The following is a 24745-nucleotide window of genomic DNA, read 5'->3' as shown; positions in this document are numbered from 1 at the left end:
CTATGACAACCCCATCCCCGACCGTTTCCATGGCGGACAAAGTTGCCCTGATCGACAGCCTCTGCGCCAAGGCGCGGATCCTGCCGGTTATCACCATCGCGCGCGAACAGGACGTTTTGCCACTGGCCGACGCTCTGGCCGCCGGTGGCCTGACAGCCCTGGAAGTGACGCTGCGTTCGCAGTTCGGTCTCAAGGCCATCCAGATTCTGCGTGAGCAGCGTCCGGAGCTGGTGACCGGCGCCGGTACGGTGCTGGATCGCAATATGCTCGCCGCGGCCGAAGCCGCCGGCTCGCAGTTCATCGTCACGCCGGGCATTACCCGTGACCTGCTCGAAGCCAGTGTCGACAGCCCGATCCCGCTGTTGCCAGGCATCAGCAACGCGTCCGGCATCATGGAAGGCTATGGCCTGGGTTATCGCCGCTTCAAGCTGTTCCCGGCGGAAGTCAGCGGTGGCGTTGCGGCCATCAAGGCCCTCGGCGGCCCGTTCGGTGAAGTGAAATTCTGCCCGACTGGCGGCGTCAGCCCGGCCAACATCAAGAGCTACATGGCGTTGAAAAACGTGATGTGCGTGGGCGGTAGCTGGATGCTTGATCCGGAGTGGATCAAGAACGGCGACTGGGCCCGCATTCAGGAATGCACCGCCGAGGCACTGGCGCTGCTGGACTGATCGGCTTTTACCCGACACTTCGTTGTGTGTTCTACGGCTTTACGGTGCGCTTGGTCGGTGCACCGTTTTTTTTTGCCCGCAAAAATGTGGGAGCTAGCCTGCTGGCGATAACGGTCTGACATTCACTAATTGGGTGTCTGTCATGCCGCTATCGCTAGCAGGCTAGCTCCCACAGGGGACATCAAGCGATACATAGTTACCGCATCTCGCCGCTCGACCAGCGTTAACCTGCGTTCATCTTAAGGAAGAGAGAACGTCATGGACGACAACACCTCAGTTGCACCTCCACCCCCGGTTTACCTGCTGTCTCCCGAGCAAATCGCCGGCCCGTATTTCCGCAATCCGAAACTGATCCGCCGCAACATCAGCGAAAGCGCCGACGGCATTCCCTTGGTGTTGCGACTGGCGATTGTCGATGCCATGACCGGCCAGCCTGTGACCGGGGCCTTGGTCGATATCTGGCATTGCAATGCGCGCGGTGCGTATTCGGGCTGGAGCAAGATCAACCCGGACAAGGAAGTCGATGTCGGTGACATCGGCTCGGTCCCGCGCACTGACGACGACACCTATCTGCGTGGCGGGCAGTTCACCGACAAAAAAGGTGTGGTGCGGTTTACCACCATCTACCCGGGGTTCTATGCCGGTCGTGCCTTGCACATCCACGTCGCCGTTCGCATCACGTCCGGCAACAATTTCCTCGACGAGCGACATGTCGCCTGGGTCGGTCAGCTGTACTTTCCCGAACCTGCCTCGCGTTCGGTGCTCAATGCCCGGGAGTACAGCGGCCGATCCATCTCGCCGCTGATCAACAATGAAGACTTTCACTACCGGCATCAGGGTGGCGAGGCTTCGACATTAACGGTCCACACCCTCGGTCGGGACTCGAACGAGGATGGCTTTTTCGGCCACACCACCATCGGTATCGACACGTTCGCCGCTTCGACGCAAATCAAACCGGAGGACTTCGACAAGTACACGGTATGACGTCAGCGCAGTTCCGTCAGCGCCCGGGCCAGCAGATCCATGTTGGCAGCGGTTGTGGTGAGCCCCGGCGTAATGCGAATGCATGGCCCGCTCGCGGCGCCGCTGCGGGCCACGGTGAACAGGTTGTAGTCGCTGAGCAGCCGCTCGACCATCACCTGTTGATCGGCATGACGGGTAAAGCGCATCGAGGTAATGCCGCAATACAGTCGCGGGTCATCGGGTGTCATGACATCAATCCCCGGCAGCTCGCGAACCGCGCTGACCCACCGGTTGCGCAAGTAGTTGAGCCGTGTGCTCTTGGCAGCAGCGCCGCCCATGGCGATATGCTCCTCGAACACCAGCGGCAGCGTCAGCAGCGCCGGGATGTTCGGCGTGCTGTACGGCGTGCGGGCGCGAATATCGGTGACCGGGAAATGCATCTCGCCCATGTCCGGGTCGATGTCGGCCAGGCGCTCAGGGGCGATGTAAATGAAGCCCAGTGTCAGGGGCGCGCCGATCCACTTGTGCAGGTTGAAGCCGGCGAAGGAAACGCCCAGTTCATCCAGATTGAACTCGATCTGGCCCAAGGCATGCGCGCCGTCGAGGATCACGTCGATGCCGTGTTCCTTTGCAGCGGCCGCGATAGCCTGCACCGGCATGACCAGTCCGGTGCGATGGGTGACGTGGGTCAGGGCCATTAATTTGAGCTTTGGATAACGCACGAAGGCGTCGCGATAGGTGGTCAGCAAGCTGTCGAAAGTTGCGGGATGCGCGTGGTCGATCTCGATCACTTCCACGCCGCGATGCCGGGCCAGCCAACGCATTGCGCCTTTGACCGTGTCGTACTCCAGATCGCAGATCAGCACCTGATCGCCTGGCTGCAAGCGATTGTAATTACGGATCAGCGATTGCAGACCGTCCGAGGCGTTGCGGGTGAGGGCCACGGTGTCGGCGGGAACGCCCATCATCCCGGCAAGCTGCGCCCGGATCTCAAGGCTTTCGACCTGTTCGAAACGCTGGCGCACGTGTACCGAGTTACTGCGGTTGATCAGCTCGATATTGCGCTGGTACTCCTCGACCACGGTGCGCGACATTCGTCCGAAGTAACCGTTTTCCAGGTTGATGGGCCCGGGTTCGACAGCGTAACGGTCGGCGAAGGTCTTCCAGAATTGTTCATCACGGGCGCGACGGGTGTTATCGGGCATGGGCTACTCGGTTTCGGCAATCTCAGTGGCGCGGGGCAGGTTTGCCATGTTTGGCGCGCAGCGGTTCGAGCAGTTCGGACAGACCGTTGTGATCGATCTCCTGCATCAGGGCCAACAAACCCCCCAATTCGCCATGGGGGAAACCTTCCCGGGCGAACCAGTTCAGGTATTGGCCGGGCAGGTCGGCAATGATTCGACCCTTGTATTTGCCGAAGGGCATTTCACGGGTGATCAACAGTTCGAGTTTTTCTGGGTTCATCATAGGTCGTCTGAATTCATTCGATCTGGAAAATACAGGCATTCTGCATGCAGGCCAATTGACAGATCATGCAAAAAAAGCGGAGACAGATTTTGTCGCTATTACTAAGGCATTGAAAAATAACAGATAAATTATCAATTCGAAGCTGGCATGCAGGGTGCAATAGCTATTGCATCTTTCATCAACCCGCAAGGAATTGAAAAATGACCGACATGAATAAAGAAGCGATCTCTGTACTCAATGACCTGATTGAAACCAGCAAAGACGGTCAGGAAGGGTTCAAGACTTGCGCTGAAGACATCAAACACCCTGAACTCAAAACCCTGTTCGTGCAACGCTCCGCTGACTGCGCAACTGCTGCTGCCGAACTTCAGAGCGCCGTGCGTTCGATGGGTGGCGATCCGGAAACTTCCACCAGCGTCAGCGGCGACCTGCACCGTCGTTGGGTCGACGTGAAAGCGATGTTCACCGGCAAGGATGAAGAAGCCGTGCTGAACGAAGCCGAACGCGGTGAAGACCACGCGCTGAAGGCTTACAAAGAAGCCATGGAAAAAATCAACAAGCACAACCTGGTGGGCATTCGTGACCTGGTTGAGCGTCAGTACCACGGCGTGCAACGTAATCACGATCAGGTGAAAGCCCTGCGTAATCAGGCTCGCGCACGCTCTTAAGCGTTCGTAATCTGTCAAAAACGCCAGCCAGTCTGGCGTTTTTTTATGCCTGGCGGTTAATCCTGAATCATCCCTTGTAGCAGCTGTCGAGTGAAACGAGGCTGCGATCTTTTGATTTGCTTTCAAGAAACAAGATCAAAAGATCGCAGCCTCGTTTCACTCGACAGCTGCTACATAAACTGTGCGTTGTTGATGGATTCTCGCCGAACCCGACTATCGTTAAATCGTCCATTCAAGAGTGTTTTTCGTGCTGATCACTTTGCAGGCGTTATTCGCGCCAGACCGCCGCGCGCTGCAGTTCGCGATCAAGACCTTGATCGGCGGCGGCCTGGCACTGTGGCTGGCATTACGCTGGGGTCTGGAGCAACCTGCCTGGGCGCTGATGACGGCGTTCATCGTTGCTCAGCCACTGTCCGGAATGGTGGTGCAGAAAGGTTTGGCGAGATTGCTGGGCACGCTGGTCGGAACGATCATGTCGGTCGTGTTCATGGGCTTGTTCGCCCAGACGCCCTGGCTGTTTTTACTGGCGTTGGCGTTGTGGCTCGGGCTGTGTACGGCGAGTTCGACGCTGTTGCGCAGTGCCTGGTCCTACTCATTTGTGCTGGCCGGTTACACGGTGGCGATCATTGCGTTGCCAGCGATTGCTCATCCGCTGACAGTGTTCGACCAAGCCGTGGCGCGCTGTACGGAAATCTGTCTGGGCATCCTTTGCGCTACGGCCGCCAGCGCGTTGCTCTGGCCGATGCGGGTTGAGCGGCAACTGGCGGATCAGGCACGAGCGGCCTGGAACAGCGGGATGAATGCTGCGCGTGCCACCCTGGCCGGCGATGCTCAGGCGCGTAAAGGCTTGCTGGAAATTCTCGGGCGAATTGTCGCTGTCGATGCCCAGCGAGAACATGCCTGGTTTGAAGGTGGCCTCGGTCGGCAACGCGCACGCGCCATCAGCGGTTTGAGTCAGAAGCTGTTGATGCTGCTGCGTATCGCCCGTTCAGTGCGTCGGCAGTGGAAGCAATTGGAACCACAGGAAGCCGAGCAACTGTTGCCTTGGATGTCCGAGGTTCAAGCCGCGCTCAGCGGTTGCGATACCGCGACCCTGCAAGCGTTGCGGCCGAGGTTGCTCGATGCTTGCCATGATCCGCTCATCAGCTCCGCGCAGAGTTATTGCCTGGCCCGATTCACTTTGCTGCTCGATACCGCGATGGCGGCGACTGCGGCGCTGAAAGCGGTGGAGGAGGGCCGCGAAACGGTCGATCCGCCACGTACCCTGACACCGCACCGCGACCTGTCATTGGCGCTGGTTTTCGGCGCGCGCAGTGCCTTGGCGTTTCTGGTGGTGTCGTGCTTCTGGCTGGCGACAGCCTGGCCCGCCGCAGCGGGAGCGTTGGTGCTGACCTGCGTGGTGTGCAGCCTGTTTGCCAGTCGCGAGAACGGTGCGCAGATTGGCATGAGTTTTATGCGGGGGATTTTTCTGGCGATTCCAGCGGCGTTCTTCGTCGGGCAGATTCTGCTGCCGCAATGGAGTGGATTTGCGTTGCTGTGTATGGGCATGGGCGTGCCGTTGTTTCTCGGTGCGCTGGGCATGGCCAAGCCGCAGATTGGCGCCACGGCCACTTCGTTCTGTCTGCACTTCATCGTGCTTGTCGCGCCGCTGAACGCGATGAAATTCGACGTCGCCACGTTCTTCAATAGCGCACAAGCGATGGTGGTCGGTGTCGGCGCAGCGGTGCTGGCGTTTCATTTGCTGATCCTGCGTAACCCGGTGTGGCATGGCCGCCGCTTGCTGGCGGCGACGCTCGATGATCTGGTACGCCTGACCCGACGCAACCTGCGCGGTGCCGAAAGCTGGTTCGGCGGGCGCATGGCCGACCGCTTGTTGCAATTGGCGAGGCACTATCCGGAACTGCCAGAACCGGCGCGCAGTCGCTGGGATGACGGCTTGCTCGGTCTCGACATTGGCGATGAATTGCTGCATCTGCGTTTGAGTCTTGCAGTGGCGCAGGCGCCGGTCAGTGCGCCTCAACGGCGTTATCTTGAACAGCTGGAAAAAATCCTCGAGCAAGGCCCGGCGGGCAACTGCGCCGATGCACTGGAACAACCCAGCGAAGCATTCTTGAAAACCTTGTACGCGTTGCCGCCCAGTGATGCGGTGAAACTGGCCCAGGGTGCGGTGCTGCAATTGCAAAGCAGCTGGCGCGCCTGGTGTCGTCAACAGGAGCAAAGCCATGGGCTTGCGTGAGTGGGCGGTGGGCGGTGTGCTGCTCAGTCCGTTTCTGATTTATGTGCTGCTGGCACTGCTCGTCACCGGAGCCTTGCGCATGCTGTTGCGCCTGACCCCGGTCGGCCGCTGGATCTGGCACGAAGCATTGTTTGATTGCGCCTTGTACGTCTGTGTATTGACCCTGATCACCGTCGTCCTCGGACCTTTATAAGGAGTTGAAAATGCGTACCCCCGTACGTGTCGCGGTAACCCTGTGCCTGGTGGCGGTGGCGATATTTGCCGGCTTCCATTTGTGGCAGTACTACATGCTCACGCCCTGGACCCGGGACGCGCGAATCCGCGCCGACGTGGTGGTCATCGCCCCGGACGTCTCGGGTTGGGTGCGTGAGCTCAAGGCGTTCGATAACCAGCAGGTCAAGGCCGGCGATCTGTTGCTGAGCATCGATCGAGATCGTTTCGAGGCGGCGCTGGAGAAGGCCCAAGCGGTGGTGCAGACCCGTCAGCAACAACTCAATCTGCGCGAACGCGAAGCCAGTCGCCGCGCCAGTCTCGGGCCGCAAGCGATCAGCGCCGAACTGCGCGAGAACGCACAGATCAACGCCGGCATCGCCCGTGGTGAACTGCGTGAAGCTCAGGCGGAAGCCAAGGTCGCGGAACTCAATCTCGCCCGCAGCCAGGTTCATGCGCCGCGCAGCGGCCACATCACCAACCTGCGTCTGGCCCAAGGCAATTACGTGAATGCCGGGCAACCGGTGATGGCGTTGATCGATGATTCGACTTTCTATGTGCAGGCATATTTCGAGGAAACCAAGCTGCCGCGGATTCGTGTTGGCGATCCGGTGAAGGTCTGGTTGATGAGCGCGGGGGAAGCGCTGGACGGGCATGTGGAAAGCATCAGCCGCGGAATTACCGATCGCAATACCACGCCGGATGGGCAGTTGTTGGCGGAGGTCGAACCGACGTTTAACTGGGTGAGGCTGGCGCAGCGGATTCCGGTACGAATCAAGATTGATCAGTTGCCGGAGGGGATGAACTTGAGTTCGGGGATGACGGCGAGTGTGCAGGTGCAGGAGGGTAACCGCTGATCGTTCCCACGTCGAGGCGTCGAACCGTCGAACCGTCCGCGTGGGAATGCCGCCCCGGACGCTCTGCGTCCAGCCGTTGTGTGACGCGGAGCGTCACTGGATGCATTCCCACGCAGAGCGTGGGAACGATCACGCAGTTCAGCCGATGCTGATCGCCGGCAAAGTCGGCAACGTCACCGTCTGCTGCTTGCGGGGTGCCAGAATCTCGGCCTCGCCATCCACCACCAATTCATCGCGCTGGTTAAACACCCGCGTCGCAATCCGCACACGAAACTTCGGCAGTTTCTCCAGGATTTCCAGGCGCACGGTCAGGGTGTCGCCAATCTTCACCGGCTTCTGAAAGCTCATCTGCTGACCGATGTAAATAGTGCCCGGCCCAGGCAACTCGCAGGCCACGGCGGCACTGATCAGCGCACCGCTGAACATGCCGTGAGCGATGCGCTCCTTGAACATGGTGCCAGCGGCGAATTCGGCGTCCAGGTGCACCGGGTTGTGATCACCGGACATCGCGGCGAACAACTGAATGTCGCGCTCTTCGACCGTCTTGCTGTAGCTGGCGGTCTGGCCGACTTCGAGGGCTTCGTAAGGGGTGTTGGTAACCTGGGTCATCTGTTTCAATTCCTGTGACAAATAAAAAATCCACAAAAAAACTATTCCGATCTGTGTGGCCGGCGGTGGCTCAGCGCCTGGGCGATCCAGTTCAGCACGTCATTGATCACTTCTTCGCGGTTGCTCTCGTTGAACAGTTCATGCCGTGCCTGCGGGTAAATAGTCAGTTGCAGGTTCTGGCTGCCGGCCGCGCGCAGCGCATGGGCCAGATCGTTCAGACGTTTGCCTTCGCTCACCGGATCACATTCACCGCCAATCACCAGCAACGGCAGGCCCGGATCAATCTGAGCGAGATTGGACGCTTTGCTGATTTGCTGCAACCCGCCGAGCAAATCGATCCACAGCTGATTGGTGCAACGAAAGCCGCAGAGCGGGTCGTTGGCGTACAGATCAACTTCCGTCGGGTCACGACTGAGCCAGTCGAACCGCGTGCGCGCCGGTTTGAATTTTTTGTTGAACGAGCCAAACGACAACCACTCGATCAGCGCACTTCGACCTGTGGGGCCCTGGCGCAGACGTTCGAGCCGGGCGATTTGTCGCGCCGCGCGATAAAGCGCGATCGGCTGGAAGTTCGAACCGCTGAGTACCGCGCCGTGCAGGCTGGCGCTGTGATGCAGCAGATAGGCCTGGGCGATGTAGCTGCCCATGCTGTGGCCGAGCAGCACGATCGGTGTACCGGGATGTTGCTGGCCGATGTGCTGGTTGAGGCTGGCCAGGTCGCCGACCACTTTGCACCAGCCATCGTCGTCGGCGAAATGGCCGAGTGTCCCGTTTTCGGCAGTTTTGCCATGTCCCCGCAGGTCCGGTGCGTAAATGCCGTAGCCCTGCTCGCAGAGTTTTTCCGCGAGGCGGGCGTAGCGACCACTGTGTTCCGCCATGCCATGGGCCAGCAGTATCACGGCTTTTAAAGGCGGATCGGGCAGCCACTGGTTGACGTAGAGGCGGCTGCGGTCACTCGCGGTCAGCCAGAAAGTGTCGTGGATCATGGCGATTCCTTTGCATGGGGCTGCCGGGTGGGAAAACAGCCTCGATGCAGTTTATAGCGCATCCTGCGCTTGCCGTCTGATCAGGCCACGCCGTTGCAGCAAGATTCACACGGTCAATGACGCCCGTTGGCATATTTGCCTGATTCGCCATAGCTGCTAGTGTCCGTGAAGCCCCGCTTTGTTCAAAAGTGACAGAAAAGCGGCCCGGATAGGCTCAGGTAAAGAGGACAAGAACAATGCAACCTGATTTCTGGAATGACAAACGCCCGGCCGGCGTGCCCCTGGATATTGACCTTGGGGCCTATAAGTCGGTGCTTGAGGTGTTCGAGCGTTCCTGCAAGAAATTCGCTGATCGCCCCGCCTTCAGCAACATGGGCGTGACCCTGACCTACGCCGAACTGGAACGCTACAGCCTGGCGTTCGCCGGTTACCTGCAAGCCCACACCGACCTGGTGCCGGGGGATCGCATTGCGGTGCAGATGCCCAACGTCCTGCATTACCCGATTGCCGTGTTCGGTGCCTTGCGCGCCGGGCTGATCGTAGTCAATACCAACCCGCTGTACACCGCGCGGGAGATGCGTCATCAGTTCAAGGACTCCGGCGCCCGGGCGCTGGTGTACCTGAACATGTTCGGGCAGAAGGTCCAGGAAGTGCTGCCCGACACCGATATCCAGTACCTGATCGAAGCAAAGATGGGCGACCTGATGCCCAGTGCCAAGGGTTGGCTGGTCAACACCATGGTCAGCAAGGTCAAGAAAATGGTCCCGGCGTATTCCTTGCCGCAGGCGATTTCCTTCAAGAGCGCGCTGCGTCTGGGCCGGGGCCTGGGCATCAAGCCACTGAAAGTCAGCCTCGACGACATCGCGGTGTTGCAATACACCGGCGGCACCACCGGCCTGGCCAAGGGCGCGATGCTGACCCACGGCAACCTGGTGGCGAACATGCAGCAGGCGCGGGCCTGTCTCGGGCAGTTCGGCAGCGACGGTCAGCCACTGCTGCGCGAAGGTCAGGAAGTGATGATCGCGCCGCTGCCGCTGTACCACATCTATGCGTTCACGGCGAACTGCATGTGCATGATGGTGACCGGCAACCACAACGTGCTGATCACCAATCCTCGCGACATCGGCGGCTTCATCAAGGAGCTGAAGAACTGGCGGTTCTCGGCGCTGCTGGGGCTGAACACGCTGTTTGTCGCGCTGATGGATCACCCGGACTTCAAGACCCTGGATTTCTCCAGCCTCAAACTCACCAACTCCGGCGGCACCGCGCTGGTCAAGGCCACCGCCGAACGCTGGGAGCAGCTCACCGGTTGCCGCATCACCGAAGGTTACGGCCTGACCGAAACCTCCCCGGTGGCTTGCACCAACCCGTACGGCGAGAAATCGCGTATCGGCACGGTTGGCCTGCCAGTGCCGGGCACCACGTTGAAAGTGATCAACGATGAAGGCGTCGAGCAGGCCTTGGGCGAACGCGGCGAACTCTGCATCAAGGGCCCGCAGATCATGAAGGGCTATTGGCAGAAACCGGAGGCCACCGCCGAAGTGCTGGATGCCGAGGGCTGGTTCAAGTCCGGTGATATCGCGGTGATCGACCCCGACGGTTTCGTGCGCATCGTTGATCGCAAGAAAGACATGATCATCGTCTCGGGTTTCAACGTGTACCCGAACGAGATCGAAGACATCGTGATGGCTCACCCGAAAGTCGCCAACTGCGCGGTGATCGGCGTACCAGACGAGCGTTCGGGGGAGGCGGTGAAGTTGTTTGTGGTGGCTCGCGAAGCGGGGGTCAGCCTTGAAGAGCTGAAGGCGTACTGCAAGGAAAACTTCACGGCGTACAAAGTGCCCAAGCACATTGTGCTGCGTGAGTCGTTGCCGATGACGCCGGTCGGGAAAATTCTGCGACGGGAACTGCGTGATATCGCGTAGGCGTTGAATGGCCGCGCTTTGCGCGGATCGCGGGCAAGTCGGATCGCCGCACCGCACGCTCCCACAGGTTTCGCGTCGTTCACCAATTTTGTGGACAGCACGGAACCTGTGGGAGCGGGCTTGCCCGCGATGCTTTTAAGGGAAGCCCCAAAATACGGGGCTTTCAGGGTGGTATAGAATTTTTGCTCTAAAATGACCGCTAGTAATTCTTGAGTCACTATTGTGACCATAGAGGCCGCTTTTGGCTCTGGTCGACCCTTGGCAAAGCTGCTACTCTCGGCGCGCTTTGTGACTTCTCGGGCTTGTAAAAGCGCTAGATTCACCTACAAACACACACCAATAATAATCGCATCAAATGCGGTGCTGAATTCGCGTTGCTGAGGAGTGGGCTTCCATGAACGAAGACTTTTGGAAGGATAAGTACCCTGCCGGGATTGCTGCCGAGATCAATCCTGACGAGTATCCGAATATTCAGGCAGTGTTGAAACAATCCTGCCAGCGCTTCGCCGACAAACCGGCATTCAGCAACCTGGGCAAGACAATCACCTACGGTGAACTGTACGAATTGTCCGGTGCCTTTGCCGCTTACCTGCAACAGCATACCGACTTGCAGCCGGGCGATCGAATCGCCGTGCAACTGCCCAACGTGTTGCAGTACCCGGTCGCTGTGTTCGGTGCCATCCGCGCCGGGCTGATCGTGGTCAACACCAACCCGCTGTACACCGCGCGGGAAATGGAACATCAATTCAACGACTCCGGTGCCAAAGCCCTGGTCTGCCTGGCCAACATGGCGCATCTGGCCGAGACCGTGGTGCCGAAAACCGGCGTCAAGCACGTGATCGTCACCGAAGTGGCCGACCTGCTGCCACCGCTCAAGCGCCTGCTGGTCAACAGCGTCATCAAGTACGTGAAGAAGATGGTCCCGGCGTATCACTTGCCCAAGGCCATCAAGTTCAACGACGTGCTGAGCAAGGGCCACGGCCAGCCAGTGGCGGAAGCCAATCCGGCCAGCAGCGACGTTGCCGTGCTGCAATACACCGGTGGTACCACCGGCGTGGCCAAGGGCGCGATGCTGACCCATCGCAACCTCGTCGCGAACATGCTGCAGTGCAAGGCGCTGATGGGCTCCAACCTCAACGAAGGCTGCGAGATCCTGATCACGCCGCTGCCGCTTTACCACATCTATGCCTTCACCTTTCATTGCATGGCGATGATGCTGATCGGCAACCACAACATCCTGATCAGCAACCCGCGCGATTTGACGGCGATGGTCAAGGAACTGTCGAAGTGGAAGTTCAGCGGATTTGTCGGCCTTAACACCTTGTTCGTGGCGCTGTGCAACAACGAAGGCTTCCGCAAGCTGGATTTCTCCGCACTGAAAGTCACCCTGTCCGGCGGCATGGCCCTGCAACTGGCCGCGGCCGAGCGTTGGAAAGCGGTCACCGGTTGCGCCATCTGCGAAGGTTACGGCATGACCGAAACCAGCCCGGTGGCCACCGTGAACCCGATTCAGCACATTCAGATCGGCACCATCGGTATTCCGGTTCCGTCGACCGTGTGCAAAGTCATCGACGATGCCGGTGTTGAGCAGCCATTGGGCGAAATCGGCGAACTGTGTGTGAAAGGTCCGCAAGTGATGAAGGGCTATTGGCAGCGTCAGGACGCCACCGATGAAATGCTCGACAGCGAAGGCTGGTTGAAGACCGGTGACATCGCGGTGATCCAGCCTGACGGCTACATGCGCATCGTCGATCGCAAGAAAGACATGATCCTGGTCTCCGGTTTCAACGTTTACCCGAACGAACTCGAAGATGTGCTGGCGACCCTGCCGGGCGTGCTGCAATGCGCGGCCATCGGTGTGCCGGACGAGAAGTCGGGCGAGGCGATCAAGATCTTCATCGTTGCCAAACCAGGCGTGACGTTGACCAAGGAACAGGTGATGGAGCACATGCGTGCGAACGTGACCGGCTACAAGGTCCCGCGCTCCGTGGAATTCCGCGATGCGCTGCCGACCACCAACGTCGGCAAGATCCTGCGTCGTGAATTGCGCGACGAAGAGCTGAAGAAGCTGAACGCGAAGAAAGTAGGCGCGTAACCCACAAAAAGCCCCGCAGATGCGGGGCTTTTTTCTACCTGATCGTTCCCACGCTCTGCGTGGGAATGCAGCCCGGGACGCTCCGCGTCCCAACAGCGGACGCAGAGCGTCCATTGAGGCATTCCCACGCAGAGCGTGGGAACGATCGGCACAGGAAGTCGGTGTTACAGGCGGAACGGCGCGAAATTGACGTTGGTGCCCGCCGGTCGCATGTCCTGCAGGTACGAATCCTTGTCCGCGCTCAGTTCCAGGCTCAAAGCGGCTTTGCGTTTGCCTTCGTTGCGCACCACCAGGCCTTCAAGCTTCTCGCGCAGGAACACCGTCGGCACTTTCAGGTGCAGCAGTTCGTCGGTGTCCGGCGTGTGCATCAGCAGGTGAACCCATTCGTACTGACCAATGGCCAGGCGCGCCACCGGGATATCGAACCACCAAATGTTGCGGTTGCGGTTCAGTTCGGTGAAATGGCAGTTGTTGACGCCAAGCACAGCACCGCCGAGTTCCTGGTTTCTGCGGGCAATGGCCTGCTTTTTATCGAGTTTCATAACATTCCTACGGGATTGGATCTTCAGCGCATGGCCTGAATACGTTGCGCATTCTCGGGGGTTGGCTGGCAAACATAAAGCCTGATCTGCGCTGAACGATGAAATGTGTGGCTGAAAATAAATGAAACTCCGTGCAAACGCCTCCGGTCAATCTTTGTGTAACGACTTTTCTCATTGATTTGTTCACAGGAGAAACACCATGAGCAGCACTGGCGATAAAGTGAAAGGCATGGCCAACGAAGCCGTCGGCAACGTCAAGCAAGGTGTCGGCAAGGCAACTGACAACACCAAGCTGCAAGCCGAAGGCAAAATCCAGGAAAAGAAAGGTGAGGCCCAACAAGCGGTCGGCAAAGCCAAGGACGCCATCAAGAAAGGCGTCGACAAGGCTTGAATCGGCCTTTGATGAGCAACATGAGCGGCCATCCACGGATGGCCGTTTTTGTGTCAGCCTGAACTTGCGCACGGAAATTGTTTCAAAGTCGCCAAGTAGGCTACTTTGATGTAGAAAACGGCCCCTGAGTCGCCTCGACTTCTACCCATCTTGCGGCGAAAGGAGACGCTAATGTTTTTCCCACACATGAAAGGTCTGCGCCTGCACCGTGTCATGGTGCGCACGGTCACCGAGTTCGTCGACGACGAGATGTCGACCTATGCCTCGGCATTGGCCTATCAAATGCTGTTTTCGCTGTTTCCCTTTATTCTTTTTCTTATCGCGCTGATAGGTTTCCTGCACCTGCCGGACTTCTTCTCGTGGCTGCGCCTGCAATCCGAGCTGGTCCTGCCGCCGCAAGCGCTGGAACAGGTGAACCCGGTGATCGACCAGCTCCAGCAGTCCAAGGGTGGCTTGCTGTCGATTGGTATCGTGATTGCCCTGTGGACTGCGTCCGCCGGTGTGCGGCTGATGATGAGCGCGATGAACGCCGCCTACGACGTGGTCGAAGGCCGGCCTGCGTGGAAGCGTTTTCCGCTGTCGATTATCTATACGGTCGGCATTGCCGGCATGCTGCTGATCGCCGCCGCGCTGATGGTGCTCGGGCCGCAATTGATGGGCTGGATTGCCGCGCAAGTCGGCATGGAAGACTTCATCGTCACCTTGTGGACCATCGTGCGCTGGCCAGTGGTGGTGATTTTGCTGATGGTGGCCGTGGCGCTGATTTATTACGTCATGCCCGACGTCAAACAGGAGTTTCGTTTTATCACCCCAGGCTCGGTGCTGGCGGTGGTGGTGTGGATCCTCGCTTCCGTGGGCTTTGGTCTGTACGTCAAGGAGTTCGCCAACTACAACGCCATGTATGGCAGTATCGGCGCGATCATCGTGCTGTTGCTCTACTTCTACATTTCCGCCGCGGTACTGTTGCTGGGCGCGGAGATGAATGCGGTGATCGAGCACATGTCGACCGAAGGCAAGAATGATGGCGAAAAAGTCCCGGGCGAGAACGACCACGAACACAAACACCACGTTTCGGGACTGGGTCGGGATCACTCGATCAAGCCCACCACTGACGAAGTCATCAAATGATCCGTGAAATTCTGAAAATGGGCGATGAGCGCCTGCTGCGCATTGCCCCGCCGGTCCCGGCAGAAATGTTCGACAGCCCTGAACTGTGGCAATTGATCGACGACATGTTCCAGACCATGGAAAGCGTCGGCGGCGTTGGCTTGGCCGCGCCGCAGATCGGTGTCGATCTGCAATTGGTGATCTTCGGTTTCGAGCACAGCGAACGCTATCCGGACGCTGAAGCGGTGCCGCAGACCATTCTGATCAATCCGCTGATCACGCCGTTGAGCCCGGTGATGGAAGAGGGCTTTGAAGGGTGCCTGTCAGTGCCTGGCCTGCGTGGCGCGGTGGATCGTTATCAAGAGATTCGCTACGAAGGGTTTGATCCCAAGGGGCAGCCGATCGTGCGTATTGCTTCAGGCTTTCACGCGCGGGTGGTGCAGCATGAGTGCGATCACCTGATCGGCCGGTTGTACCCATCGCGGATTACCGATTTCAGCAAATTCGGGTTTACCGAAGTGATGTTCCCGGATCTCGATCCCAACGCCGACGACTGATGCGAGAACACCACAACCCCCTGTGGGAGCGAGCCTGCTCGCGAAAGCAATTTGTCATTCAACATTGATGTCGTCTGACACTCCGATTTCGCGAGCAGGCTCGCTCCTACAGGGGGCTCCATCAGTCTGAAGTGTGCTGTTTAGCCAGGCCCATGGCGATCATCGGTTTGCTGCGCGCGTAACGGCTCAAGCGCTCGGTCATGGCGTAAGGCATGTGCGGATCGAAGGAAAACCCTTGGCGTTCATAAAAGCCACGCAAGTCGGGATGGCAGAACAGCCAGACCGGTTGTTCGAGACCGCTCACCGCTTCGGCCATCAACGCCGCCGCGATCCCTTGTTGCCGACAGGCCGGATCGACGAACAATCCCGTCAACCAATGCCCGCCCGAGACCGGCCGCAAACACAGCGCGCCGATGATCCCATCGCGCCTGGCGACCCACAGCTGAGCGTCGCGGACCGCTTTCATCGGCGATTGGTGGGCGCGATAAAACTTGTTCATCAACGGCCATAACGGCTCGGCGAGCAGGGTGTACTGGGTGTCGGGCATGGGTTGGGTCTGTCGGTGCGCAAAGCGGGGGATTATAAAAGAACGCGCGGCCGGGGATAGGTGTATACCTGATCTCACATCCCGTATGAGTGGAGTACGTATCATGGCCAAAGGCATGGATTCAAAAAAAGCAGCAAAGAAGAAGCCGGCGAAAACCGCCGATGAAAAGCGCGCAGACAAGAAGGCCAAGAAGGTGGATGTGTTCGGTCATTGATCCCGCGTTAATCGATCGTTCCCACGCAAAGCGTGGGAACGATCACCAAATAATCTGCAAGATTTCCCTGCGCCATTGCACAGAGGGGGACTGGTCCCCGATCTGAGCAACGCCATGCCCCATTACTTCGATGCTGCCCACCGAGAAGAAATCGAAACCCTGCGTCAACGCCTGACCGCTCGCACCGAGTGGCCGACCTGGCTGTTGCTGATCGGCGTGTATGTCGGTTGGTTCAGCATTGTCCTGACAAGTGATCGGCTGGGGCTGTGGTGGAGCACTTTTCTGCTGATTCCGCTGGTGGTGCTCTGGTTGTCGGTACAGCACGAATTGCTTCACGGGCATCCCACTCGTTGGACGTCGCTGAACAAAGTCCTCGGTTATGCACCGTTTGCCGTCTGGTATCCCTACACCCTGTATCGCGACAGCCATTTGCTGCATCACCGCGACGAAGACCTGACCCTCCCCGGAATCGATCCGGAAAGCCGTTACCTGACGGCCGAGCAGTGGCAGGGCAGTTCGCTCTTCGAACAAGGCCTGCACTGGCTGAACAAAACCGTGCTCGGTCGCTTCATGCTCGGCGCGCCGCTGGCTCTGCTGGCACTGGCGAAGGAGGAATTGCAGCGGTTGATTAACGGTGAGCGACAAGCATGGTTGATGTGGCTGACCCACGGTGCGCTGACCCTGCTGATGCTGGTGTTCATCGCGCGCTACAGTGTGCTGCCGGTCTGGCATTACCTGTTGCTGATCAGCGTGCCGGCGCTTTCGATTGCCATGATTCGCTCCTACTATGAACACCGCCCGCACGTCGAACCCGAGCAGCGCACCGTGCTCAACGAAGCGGCCTGGCCGTGGCGCTGGCTGTTCCTGAACCTCAATTTTCACCTGGTGCATCACGACTTGCCGGGCTTGCCCTGGTACGACTTGCCACGCGCCTACCACACGCGCCGCGAGCAATGGCTGGCGCGCAGCGGCGGGTTTCTGGTGCAGGGTTATGCGCAGTTGTGGCGGGAGAATGGAGTGAAGGCCATTGATAGCCCGAGGCATCCATTCCACTAATCCATGAACACCACTGAACCCTGTGGGAGCGGGCTTGCCCGCGATGACTATTTAACATTCAACACATTTGGTGACTGATCCAACGCTATCGCGGGCAAGCCCGCTCCCACAGGGTTACTTGTTGTCCGGGAGATTTTTGATGACTGAACACATCGCCGAACTCTTGATGTACGTCGCCCCCGAGCCAATCCGCGCGGCGAACGAACGCTGGCTTTCGCGCATCCTCGAACACCTGGGCCATGCCCGTTTGAGTGCCAATGGCCTGTCGCTACCCGAACTCTGCCTCTCGCCGGATCTGCTGCTGACCCAAACCTGCGGCTACCCGCTGATGACCGCATTGCGCGGCAAAGTCCGGGTCGTCGGCCGGCCTCGTTATGAACTCCCCGACAGCAACGGTGGCAACCATTGCAGCCTGCTGCTGAGCCGTGCCGATGATCCACGGCGAACCTTGCCGGCCTTTCGCGACAGTCGCGGGGTGATCAATGGCGAAGACTCTAACAGCGGCATGAATCTCTTGCGGCATCGACTGGCGTCACTGCACCGCGACGGGCAGTTTTTTTCCAGTGTCGCTATCAGTGGGAGTCACCGCGAGAGCCTGCGCTGGCTGCGCAAAGAACTTGCAGACTTGGCAGCCATCGACAGCGTGACCTTCGCCTATCTGGCGCGGCATGCCGACAACGAGGTCGCAGGTCTGCACGTCGTGGCCCGAAGTGCATTCAGTCCGACCTTGCCGTTCATTACGGCTGCGACGCTGACCGATGAGCAGGTTGAAGTGCTTCGGCAGGCGATGAACGCCTCATTGCATGAGTTGCCCGATGTCGCGGAAATCCTCGGCCTGCAGGAAGTGCTGCCGGCCAGCGAGAGCGACTATCAAGTCATTCTCGATTATCAGCAGGAGGCTGAGGCGCTGGGGTATGGGCGGTTGCGTTGACCGATAGATTTTTCGCGGGCAAGCCACGCTCCCACAGGATGTCGGTGGACCTGTGGGAGCGTGGCTTGCCCGCGATAGCGATTGATCAGACGCCATTAATCTAAATTCCTCTAAAGAATATAAAAATGCTTTTTAAGTATTATTAAAGAATAAGGCTCCTTGCTAGGATCGCGCCACCGGATCACCGGACATTCAGCGACCCCTAACCCTTGGAGCCTCTATGTCCGGCACCGATATCTCCCATTCCAATTATGTGGGCGGATTGTTCCGCGCTCATTACCCCTGGCTTTGCACACGCCTGCGCCGGCATCTGGGGAGCAGTTCCAGCGTTGAAGACATCGCCGCCGAAACCTTCGTGCAACTGCTCGAATCCCCAGGCCTTACGCCGATCCGCGAGCCTCGCGCCTTGCTCACCACCATCGCCCACCGGTTGATTTATCAGCTATGGCGCCACCGGGATCTGGAGCACCAACACCTCAATCAGTTGCAACATATCGATGTGAAATCCCCCGAGGAACTGGTGCAACTCAGCCAGTCATTGCATGGCTTGGATCGCACACTTGAACGCTTGCCCGGCAAGGTCAGGGCGACGTTCCTGTTGGCGCGAGTCGACGGCCTGACCTACCCGCAAATCGCCGCCGAACTGGGCATTTCCCAGCGCTCGGTCAGCGTCTACATGACCCGCTCCCAGGCCCTGTGCACCCAGCACAGCGCCAACCAATCCCTGACCCAGAGGTCCGCATGAGATCGATCAAAACCCTGCTCGGCAGTTCGCTGTTGGCCCTGAGCCTTGTGGTTTCCCAGGTTCCGGCCGCCGAAAAAACCGCACCGATTCACTTCGGTGACATCACTTGGGAGAGCGGGAGCCTGATCACGGAAATCCTGCGAATGATCGTCGAGAAAGGTTACGGCTACCCGACCGACACCTTGCCAGGCAGCACCGTCAGCCTCGAAGCCGCGTTGGCCAAGAACGACATTCAGGTGATCGGCGAAGAGTGGGCCGGGCGCAGTCCGGCGTGGGTCAAGGCATCCGCCGAGGGCAAGGTGTTTGGTTTGGGCGACACGGTCAAAGGCGCCACCGAAGGTTGGTGGGTGCCCGAATACGTGATCAAGGGCGACCCGGAGCGCGGCATCAAACCACTGGCCCCGGAGCTGAAATCCGTTGCCGACCTGGCGCGTTACAAAGACGTGTTCCGTGATCCGGAAGACCCAAGCCGCGGACGTTTCCTCAACAGCCCGACCGGCTGGACCTCGGAGATCGTCAACAGCCAGAAACTCAAGGCCTATGACCTGACTGCCAGCTACGTCAACTTCCGCACCGGCTCCGGTGCGGCGCTGGATGCCGAAGTCGCATCATCGATCCGCCGCGGCAAACCGGTGCTGTTTTACTACTGGTCGCCAACACCGCTGTTGGGGCGATTCAAACTGGTGAAACTCGACGAGCCGCCATTCGATGCCGAAGCCTGGAAGACCCTGGCCGATGCCAAAAACCCGAATCCCAAAGGCACGCGCTCGATGCCGGCAAGCCTGGCGATTGGCGTGTCCGCGCCGTTCAAGGCGCAGTACCCGGACCTGGTGGCGTTCTTTGAAAAGGTCGATTTTCCAATCGATTTGCTGAACCAGACGCTGGGGCAGATGAGCGAAAAACGCCAGCAACCGCGTCAGGTCGCCGAAGCGTTTCTGCGCGATCAGCCGCAGATCTGGAAAACATGGGTGCCGGGGGAGGTGGCGACCAAGGTGAGTGCGAGTTTGTAGTTTTTTCCTGATGTTTTTGCGGTGCATGAGCCACCGCCATCATGAGCAGGTCGCACCGTCACTCCTACAGTGGATCTCGGGTGCACACAAATAGTGTGTTCACAGACGATCCCTGTGGGAGCGAGCCTGCTCGCGATGGTCTCAAGACTCACAAAGATTCAGCAGCCAACGCTGCCTTAACGGCTGGCCTCTGGTCAATTCTGGCCTGAAATCGCACCAACGCCGGCCACTGACCCAAATCAATCGCAAACAGCGGCACCCAACGCAGCACCGTAAACAAATACGCATCAACCACGCGGAACTCGCCCATCAAATAATCTTGCCGCTCCAGCGTCTGGCTCAGCACCGCAAACCGCTTGAACAGCTTCTCTTTGATCTGCGCCTTCACTTCATCCGCAAATTGCGAATTGAACAGCCAACCCAACCCTCCATGAATCTCCGTCGAGACAAAATTCAACCACTCCTGCATCCGTACCCGCTCGAACGTCCCGTTCGCCGGAGCAAGGTTCGAATCGGGTCGCAGATCCGCCAGGTATTGCAGGAGTGCCGGTCCTTCAGTCAGCACCTCGCCGTTATCCAATTGCAAGGCCGCGACATAACCTTTTGGGTTGATCGCGAGGAAGTCAGCGCCGGTCTCGGTTTTCTTGGTCCTGTTATCGACACGTACCAGTTCGAAGGGCAAATCCAGTTCACGCAGCACAATGTGCGGCGCCAGCGAGCAGGCGTGTGGGGCGTAATACAACTTCATCGGCAGGGCTCTGGTTGGGGATTTGCGCCAGTGTCATAGTGCGCGCCACCCTCGGTAAAATTAATCTTTCAGAGCCCTGCCATAAGGAAAGCTACTGCCATGATGAATCTGATGCACTGGCGAATGGTGGTGGCGGTGGCCGATACCGGCAACATCACCCGGGCTGCGGAGCGCGTCGGCATGACCCAGTCAGGGGCCAGCCAGGCGTTGGCCCTGATCGAAGACACCCTGGGTGTTCAGCTGTTCAGTCGAGAGAATCGCCAGACCCTGCCGACGGCCATCGGCCTTCCTGTGATCGAGCATGCGCGGACCATGCTCGATGCTCTGGAATCGATTCGCAGCACCGTCGATGCCGCCAAAGGCATTCAACGCGGCACTATTCGCCTGGCCAGTTTTCCCATGGTGCTGGCAACGTTCCTGCCGCCGCTGCTGCGCCAGTTCAATCGGCTGTATCCCGGTATTCAAGTGGTGGCGCTGGAAGTCAGCGACGATGAAGTCGAAACGCTGCTCGCTGCCGGGCTGGTGGATGTCGGCGTGGTGTTAAACCCGACACCTGAGCGCAATGCCGGTCATTTGGGGCGTGATTCCTGGATGGCGGTTTTGCCGGGTGGCCATCCTTTGGCGCGCCGTTCGAATGAAGAAGGCATCACCCTCGCGGAGTTGGCGGAGCAACCTTTTGTGCTGGCCACCGGTGGTTGCTCGACCAATGCCCGCAGCCTCGCCGCCGATGCCGGGCTGCACTTGCGTGACGTTCGGGTCGAGGTCCGGGAATGGAGCAGTGCGTTCACGCTGGTGCGGGAAAACATCGGCGTGACGCTGGTGCCCGAGATGACGCTGCCAAGTAATCGACAAGGCTTGCGCGTGGTGCCGGTCCATCCGCGGATCGATCGTGAGTTTGCCCTGGCCGCATCGAACAAGAAACCTTCTGCGGCCGTACTGGCGTTGCTGGAAATGCTCGCTGAACCGATTTTGTCCTCAATACTGGCCGACTAGTGGCCTTGCTTCCCTCAAGTGGCTGTCTAAGCTGACTCGTAGCTAACGATGTCGCTCGCAATTTGAAAATTGCAGCGCAAGAGTGCCCAACCCAAGGCACCGACACGGAGCAATAAAGGAGTTGGACAGTAAAGGGAGTTACTTATGAAAACGTTAGGGCAAGCCCGGTCACGGGCTATCAAGAGAAGGATGTCTTGATAAGAGCGTTGCTGCATGGACTCTCCGATTGAACATCATTGATCACCTGACAATTCCTCCCCTGGAGGAACGCGTGTGCCTGTTCCATAGAACGATGTGGTGGATCCGTTGAAAGACCAAAGAACTTTCATCAATCAAAGAACGCGCTGAAGGTGATACGACCATGTTTAACCTACATCACAAGGCTGACCTGCTGGAAATCCAACGATTCAGCTGTGCGCTGACCGAGGCCAACGCCAAGTTGGCGGCTGTCAGTCGATCGATGGCGATGATCGAGTTCACCCCGGAGGGCATCGTGCTTGATGCCAACGACAACTTTTGCAGTGTCATGGGTTACAGCGCCGACGAGGTGCGCGGCAAACATCACCGGATCTTTTGTGAAGAAGGGTTCTACCGCAGCGAGTCGTACGCGAAGTTGTGGCGGGACCTGGCCCGTGGCGAACCGGTCAGCGGCACTTTTTTGCGGATCAACAAGAAAGGCAAAGAGATCTGGCTCGAAGCCAGTTACATGCCGGTGCTCGGTCCCGACCGTCAGGTTAAAAGCGTGATTAAGGTCGCCACTGACATCTCCGCCAGGGTTTACAAGCAACACGAAGAAGAAAGCCTGCTCGCCGCGATCGGCCGCTCCATGGCCGTGATCGAATTCACCCCCGACGGCAAAGTCATCACCGCCAATGACAACTTCCTGAAGACCATGCATTACTCGCTCAACGAAGTAGTGGGTCAGCACCACAGCCTGTTTTGCCACCGCGCCGAGGCCGAGTCGCAGGCTTACAAAGCGTTCTGGGCTTCACTCAATCGCGGCGAATATCACTCCCATCGTTTCGAACGCAAAGACAAACACGGCCATACCGTATTTCTCGAAGCCTCCTACAACCCATTGTTCGACGCCAAGGGGCGCCTGTACAAAGTGGTGAAGTTTGCCAGCGACATCACCCAGCAAGTCAGCACTTTGCAAACCGCTGCTGAATCGGCTCACAGCACCTCGGTGCAAAACGATGCCTGTGCGCAAAAAGGTTCTCAGGTGGTGCAGCAAACGGTGCAAATCATTCAGGACATCTCTCGGGACTTGAACGAAGCCGCGCTCAGTATCGATGCGGTCAGCAAACAGTCCGACATCATCGGCACCATCGTTCAGACCATTCGCGGCATTGCCGACCAGACCAACTTGCTGGCGCTGAACGCGGCCATCGAAGCGGCGCGGGCGGGGGAACACGGGCGAGGGTTTGCCGTCGTGGCCGATGAAGTGCGCAGCCTTGCGGCACGCACGAGCCAGGCGACGCTGGAGATTGTCGACGTGGTGCGCAAGAACCATGACCTATCGTTAAGTGCGGTGTCGAGCATGCAGTCGAGCTTGAGCCGAACCGGGCTTGGGGTGGAACTGGCGAACGAGGCGGGGGAGGTGATTCTGGAGATTCAGCAAGGGTCACGGCATGTGGTGGATGCGATCAGTCAGTTCAGCGAGACGTTGCAGCTGAACTGACCAGATCACGACGGACCTGTGTAGCAGCTGGCGCAGCCCTGTGGGAGCGAGCTTGCTCGCGATGACGGAGTTTCAGCCGACATAATTGTTGCCTGATACACCGCTATCGCGAGCAAGCTCGCTCCCACAGGGCTGCGCCAGCTGCTACATAGAGCGCGTTGTTGCGTGCTGTCAAAGCGAAGCGAGGAACTTGTCGACCACCTGGCTACTGCCTTTCTCAGTGCTGACGTTTTCTTTCTCCGCCTGCGCGATTTTGATCTTGTCCTCCATGCGCTCGGCGATCTCTTTAGCGATCGCCTGCTGTTTTTCCGGCGGCATTTGCTCGACTTCTTCTTTCGTCAAACCCATCTCTTCCAGAATGGCATCTTGAATGCGCTGTTCCGGCGTTTTGCTCATGTATTCCTTGAAGGCGTCTCCGGCCGGGCTGTCACTGGTCCTGAATTGGGCATCGGCGGGCAGTTTGGATGACTCGGTAGCTTGCAACGCCACGCGGGTTCTCGCGAACGCTTCATCAACGTTGTCACTGATCTTGCTCGCCTCACTGACTTGTTGCGTGGCTTGCTGGGTCGCGGATGCCTGAACCTGCGCCTGCACATTGGTTTGCAGGGCTTGCATCATCGAGCCCTGAAGGTCGGTTCCGGCCGCGGCTTCGGCGAGCGGATCCTTGCCCCACTGCTTGGGCAAGGGAAGGTTTTGCATGTGTTGTTTTGCACTGACCAACATGATGAGTAGACCTTGTAGGTGTTTGTGGTGCAGTGCTTTCAGCAAATAGTATGCCTATATAGAAAATTCTCTATATATCAGTTGGTTATGGTCTTTTTGGCAGGCGCTCAATGCAGGTTTTGCGGTGAACCTTTGCCGCTTGGCGGCAAGCAAAGGCATGGCATCAAGGCAAGCCGTTGCAGCCGTGTTTCAGGAAGCCCGAGCGTTGTGCCAATCGCTGAAAATACTCGTCGATGGCCGGGTAGTCGGGCCGCTCCATCGGCGTCATCAGCCAGCGGTTGACTGACAGCCCGATGACAATGTCGGCCAGGGTGAACCGTGGCCCGGCAACGTAAGCTTTGGTCATCGCGAGCTGGTGTTCGAGGATGCCCATCTTCTGGTTCCAGGTGCGTACACCGGTAGCGATGTGATGCGGGTCCTGGAACTCCGGATCCTTGCGGACCAACGCCGTGAATGCATAGCTCCATGAGGCATTGAGTTCGGTGGCTTGCCAATCCATCCACTGCTCCACCCTAGCGCGAGCGGCCGGTTCGTGGGGTAACAGATCGGTGTTTTGGTGTTTGCCGGCCAGATAACGGCAGATGGTGTTGGACTCCCACAGCACGCCGGCCTCGTCGATGATCACCGGCACCAGCGCGTTGGGATTGAGCCGGAGAAACTCCGGCGTGTGGGTGGACGCATAACCGCCGCCCCAGTCCTCACGTTCATAGGCAACAGCCAGTTCCTCACAGGTCCACAGGACCTTTCTGACGTTGATGGACGATGCTTTACCCAGAATCTTCAGTGCATGTTCCATTGAGCTACTCCGTTAGCGAT

Annotated in this window: 26 protein-coding genes and 1 pseudogene; 18 read left to right on the top strand and 9 right to left on the bottom strand. The window is 58.6% G+C overall.

Annotation, left to right across the window (positions count from 1 at the left end):
* Positions 1–2: 2 nt before the first annotated feature.
* Together ACYZT8_RS22780 and ACYZT8_RS22775 are read left to right on the top strand one after the other, a co-directional pair.
* Complete coding sequence (locus tag ACYZT8_RS22780; RefSeq protein ID WP_461976126.1) at positions 3–668, top strand: bifunctional 4-hydroxy-2-oxoglutarate aldolase/2-dehydro-3-deoxy-phosphogluconate aldolase; 666 nt, start codon at positions 3–5, stop codon at positions 666–668.
* A 258-nt stretch (positions 669–926) separates the two neighbouring features.
* Positions 927–1652: an intradiol ring-cleavage dioxygenase gene (locus ACYZT8_RS22775; protein WP_461976124.1), complete on the top strand. Its 726-nt coding sequence runs from the start codon at positions 927–929 to the stop codon at positions 1650–1652.
* Positions 1653–1654: 2 nt separating this feature from the next.
* Here the strand turns inward: ACYZT8_RS22775 and ACYZT8_RS22770 are convergent, their stop codons facing one another.
* Positions 1655–2836, bottom strand: a complete 1182-nt coding sequence (locus ACYZT8_RS22770) for an aminotransferase class V-fold PLP-dependent enzyme (protein WP_461976122.1) — start codon at positions 2834–2836, stop codon at positions 1655–1657.
* Between the two features lie 22 nt (positions 2837–2858).
* Positions 2859–3095, bottom strand: a complete 237-nt coding sequence (locus ACYZT8_RS22765) for a DUF3820 family protein (RefSeq protein ID WP_007949456.1) — start codon at positions 3093–3095, stop codon at positions 2859–2861.
* Positions 3096–3298: 203 nt separating this feature from the next.
* Here ACYZT8_RS22765 and ACYZT8_RS22760 point away from each other — a divergent pair, with 203 nt between their 5' ends.
* From ACYZT8_RS22760 to ACYZT8_RS22745, 4 genes are all read left to right on the top strand, one after another.
* A complete protein-coding gene (locus tag ACYZT8_RS22760) occupies positions 3299–3766 on the top strand; it encodes a ferritin-like domain-containing protein (RefSeq protein ID WP_461976120.1) in 468 nt (155 codons plus the stop codon).
* 247 nt (positions 3767–4013) lie between these two features.
* Positions 4014–6002, top strand: coding sequence for an FUSC family protein (locus ACYZT8_RS22755; protein WP_461976118.1), 1989 nt, complete (start codon positions 4014–4016; stop codon positions 6000–6002).
* Entirely contained in the window at positions 5989–6195 is a 207-nt protein-coding gene (locus tag ACYZT8_RS22750; protein WP_461976116.1) for a DUF1656 domain-containing protein, read from the top strand. Before ACYZT8_RS22755 ends, ACYZT8_RS22750 begins: the two co-directional genes overlap by 14 nt.
* Before the next feature lie 10 nt (positions 6196–6205).
* Positions 6206–7069 carry an efflux RND transporter periplasmic adaptor subunit gene (locus ACYZT8_RS22745; protein WP_461976114.1) on the top strand — a complete coding sequence of 288 codons (864 nt, stop codon included), beginning with the start codon at positions 6206–6208 and terminating at the stop codon, positions 7067–7069.
* Positions 7070–7207: 138 nt separating this feature from the next.
* On the opposite strand, the gene ACYZT8_RS22740 is transcribed toward ACYZT8_RS22745, so the two are convergent.
* Positions 7208–7678 carry a MaoC family dehydratase gene (locus ACYZT8_RS22740; protein WP_008151121.1) on the bottom strand — a complete coding sequence of 157 codons (471 nt, stop codon included), beginning with the start codon at positions 7676–7678 and terminating at the stop codon, positions 7208–7210.
* Positions 7679–7719: 41 nt separating this feature from the next.
* Positions 7720–8664 carry a lysophospholipase gene (locus ACYZT8_RS22735; RefSeq protein WP_461976112.1) on the bottom strand — a complete coding sequence of 315 codons (945 nt, stop codon included), beginning with the start codon at positions 8662–8664 and terminating at the stop codon, positions 7720–7722.
* Positions 8665–8900: 236 nt separating this feature from the next.
* On the opposite strand from ACYZT8_RS22735, the gene fadD2 reads away from it, so the two are divergent.
* Positions 8901–10589 carry a long-chain-fatty-acid--CoA ligase FadD2 gene (gene fadD2, locus ACYZT8_RS22730; protein ID WP_461976110.1) on the top strand — a complete coding sequence of 563 codons (1689 nt, stop codon included), beginning with the start codon at positions 8901–8903 and terminating at the stop codon, positions 10587–10589.
* Positions 10590–10983: 394 nt separating this feature from the next.
* On the top strand, positions 10984–12684 hold the full coding sequence (gene fadD1, locus ACYZT8_RS22725) for a long-chain-fatty-acid--CoA ligase FadD1 (RefSeq protein ID WP_461976108.1): 1701 nt from the start codon (positions 10984–10986) through the stop codon (positions 12682–12684).
* 164 nt (positions 12685–12848) lie between these two features.
* Here fadD1 and ACYZT8_RS22720 read toward each other — a convergent pair whose 3' ends face one another.
* Complete coding sequence (locus tag ACYZT8_RS22720) at positions 12849–13226, bottom strand: hypothetical protein (protein ID WP_109634211.1); 378 nt, start codon at positions 13224–13226, stop codon at positions 12849–12851.
* A gap of 199 nt (positions 13227–13425) precedes the next feature.
* On the opposite strand from ACYZT8_RS22720, the gene ACYZT8_RS22715 reads away from it, so the two are divergent.
* The 3 genes from ACYZT8_RS22715 (at position 13426) to def (ending at position 15281) form a co-directional block, all read left to right on the top strand.
* Positions 13426–13617 (top strand): CsbD family protein, encoded by a 192-nt coding sequence (locus ACYZT8_RS22715; RefSeq protein ID WP_400507342.1) that lies wholly within the window; start codon positions 13426–13428, stop codon positions 13615–13617.
* A gap of 171 nt (positions 13618–13788) precedes the next feature.
* The gene (locus tag ACYZT8_RS22710; protein ID WP_461976106.1) at positions 13789–14745 is read left to right on the top strand and encodes a YihY/virulence factor BrkB family protein; all 957 of its coding nucleotides are present in this window, start codon (positions 13789–13791) and stop codon (positions 14743–14745) included.
* Positions 14742–15281 (top strand): peptide deformylase, encoded by a 540-nt coding sequence (gene def, locus ACYZT8_RS22705; RefSeq protein WP_461976104.1) that lies wholly within the window; start codon positions 14742–14744, stop codon positions 15279–15281. Before ACYZT8_RS22710 ends, def begins: the two co-directional genes overlap by 4 nt.
* A 121-nt stretch (positions 15282–15402) precedes the next feature.
* Here def and ACYZT8_RS22700 read toward each other — a convergent pair whose 3' ends face one another.
* A complete protein-coding gene (locus tag ACYZT8_RS22700; RefSeq protein WP_461976102.1) occupies positions 15403–15828 on the bottom strand; it encodes a GNAT family N-acetyltransferase in 426 nt (141 codons plus the stop codon).
* Positions 15829–16156: 328 nt separating this feature from the next.
* Between ACYZT8_RS22700 and ACYZT8_RS22695 the strand changes: the two genes are divergently transcribed.
* The 4 genes from ACYZT8_RS22695 to ACYZT8_RS22680 all read left to right on the top strand — a co-directional run bounded on the left by ACYZT8_RS22695 (position 16157) and on the right by ACYZT8_RS22680 (position 19784).
* Positions 16157–17098 carry a fatty acid desaturase gene (locus ACYZT8_RS22695; RefSeq protein WP_461976100.1) on the top strand — a complete coding sequence of 314 codons (942 nt, stop codon included), beginning with the start codon at positions 16157–16159 and terminating at the stop codon, positions 17096–17098.
* A 139-nt stretch (positions 17099–17237) separates the two neighbouring features.
* The gene (locus tag ACYZT8_RS22690) at positions 17238–18029 is read left to right on the top strand and encodes a phosphate/phosphite/phosphonate ABC transporter substrate-binding protein (protein ID WP_461976098.1); all 792 of its coding nucleotides are present in this window, start codon (positions 17238–17240) and stop codon (positions 18027–18029) included.
* A 220-nt stretch (positions 18030–18249) separates the two neighbouring features.
* On the top strand, positions 18250–18774 hold the full coding sequence (locus ACYZT8_RS22685) for a sigma-70 family RNA polymerase sigma factor (protein ID WP_461976096.1): 525 nt from the start codon (positions 18250–18252) through the stop codon (positions 18772–18774).
* Positions 18771–19784, top strand: coding sequence for an ABC transporter substrate-binding protein (locus tag ACYZT8_RS22680; RefSeq protein ID WP_461976094.1), 1014 nt, complete (start codon positions 18771–18773; stop codon positions 19782–19784). Before ACYZT8_RS22685 ends, ACYZT8_RS22680 begins: the two co-directional genes overlap by 4 nt.
* Positions 19785–19932: 148 nt before the next feature.
* Here ACYZT8_RS22680 and gstA read toward each other — a convergent pair whose 3' ends face one another.
* Positions 19933–20532, bottom strand: coding sequence for a glutathione transferase GstA (gene gstA, locus ACYZT8_RS22675; protein ID WP_461976092.1), 600 nt, complete (start codon positions 20530–20532; stop codon positions 19933–19935).
* 99 nt (positions 20533–20631) lie between these two features.
* Between gstA and ACYZT8_RS22670 the strand changes: the two genes are divergently transcribed.
* The 3 genes and pseudogenes from ACYZT8_RS22670 to ACYZT8_RS22660 all read left to right on the top strand — a co-directional run bounded on the left by ACYZT8_RS22670 (position 20632) and on the right by ACYZT8_RS22660 (position 23206).
* Positions 20632–21525, top strand: coding sequence for a LysR family transcriptional regulator (locus ACYZT8_RS22670; protein ID WP_461976090.1), 894 nt, complete (start codon positions 20632–20634; stop codon positions 21523–21525).
* A 361-nt stretch (positions 21526–21886) separates the two neighbouring features.
* Positions 21887–22612, top strand: a pseudogene (locus ACYZT8_RS22665) (PAS domain-containing protein); the annotation flags it as partial.
* A gap of 21 nt (positions 22613–22633) precedes the next feature.
* Entirely contained in the window at positions 22634–23206 is a 573-nt protein-coding gene (locus ACYZT8_RS22660; RefSeq protein WP_461982592.1) for a methyl-accepting chemotaxis protein, read from the top strand.
* A 171-nt stretch (positions 23207–23377) separates the two neighbouring features.
* Here ACYZT8_RS22660 and ACYZT8_RS22655 read toward each other — a convergent pair whose 3' ends face one another.
* Together ACYZT8_RS22655 and ACYZT8_RS22650 are read right to left on the bottom strand one after the other, a co-directional pair.
* Positions 23378–23929, bottom strand: a complete 552-nt coding sequence (locus ACYZT8_RS22655; protein WP_461982590.1) for a hypothetical protein — start codon at positions 23927–23929, stop codon at positions 23378–23380.
* A gap of 163 nt (positions 23930–24092) precedes the next feature.
* Complete coding sequence (locus tag ACYZT8_RS22650; RefSeq protein WP_461976088.1) at positions 24093–24725, bottom strand: glutathione S-transferase family protein; 633 nt, start codon at positions 24723–24725, stop codon at positions 24093–24095.
* Positions 24726–24745 lie beyond the last annotated feature (20 nt).

The sequence above is a fragment of the Pseudomonas sp. LB3P93 genome (assembly GCF_054898025.1).
The sequence above is the reverse complement of the archived record's forward strand: the minus strand, read 5'-3'. Positions and strand labels throughout refer to the sequence as shown.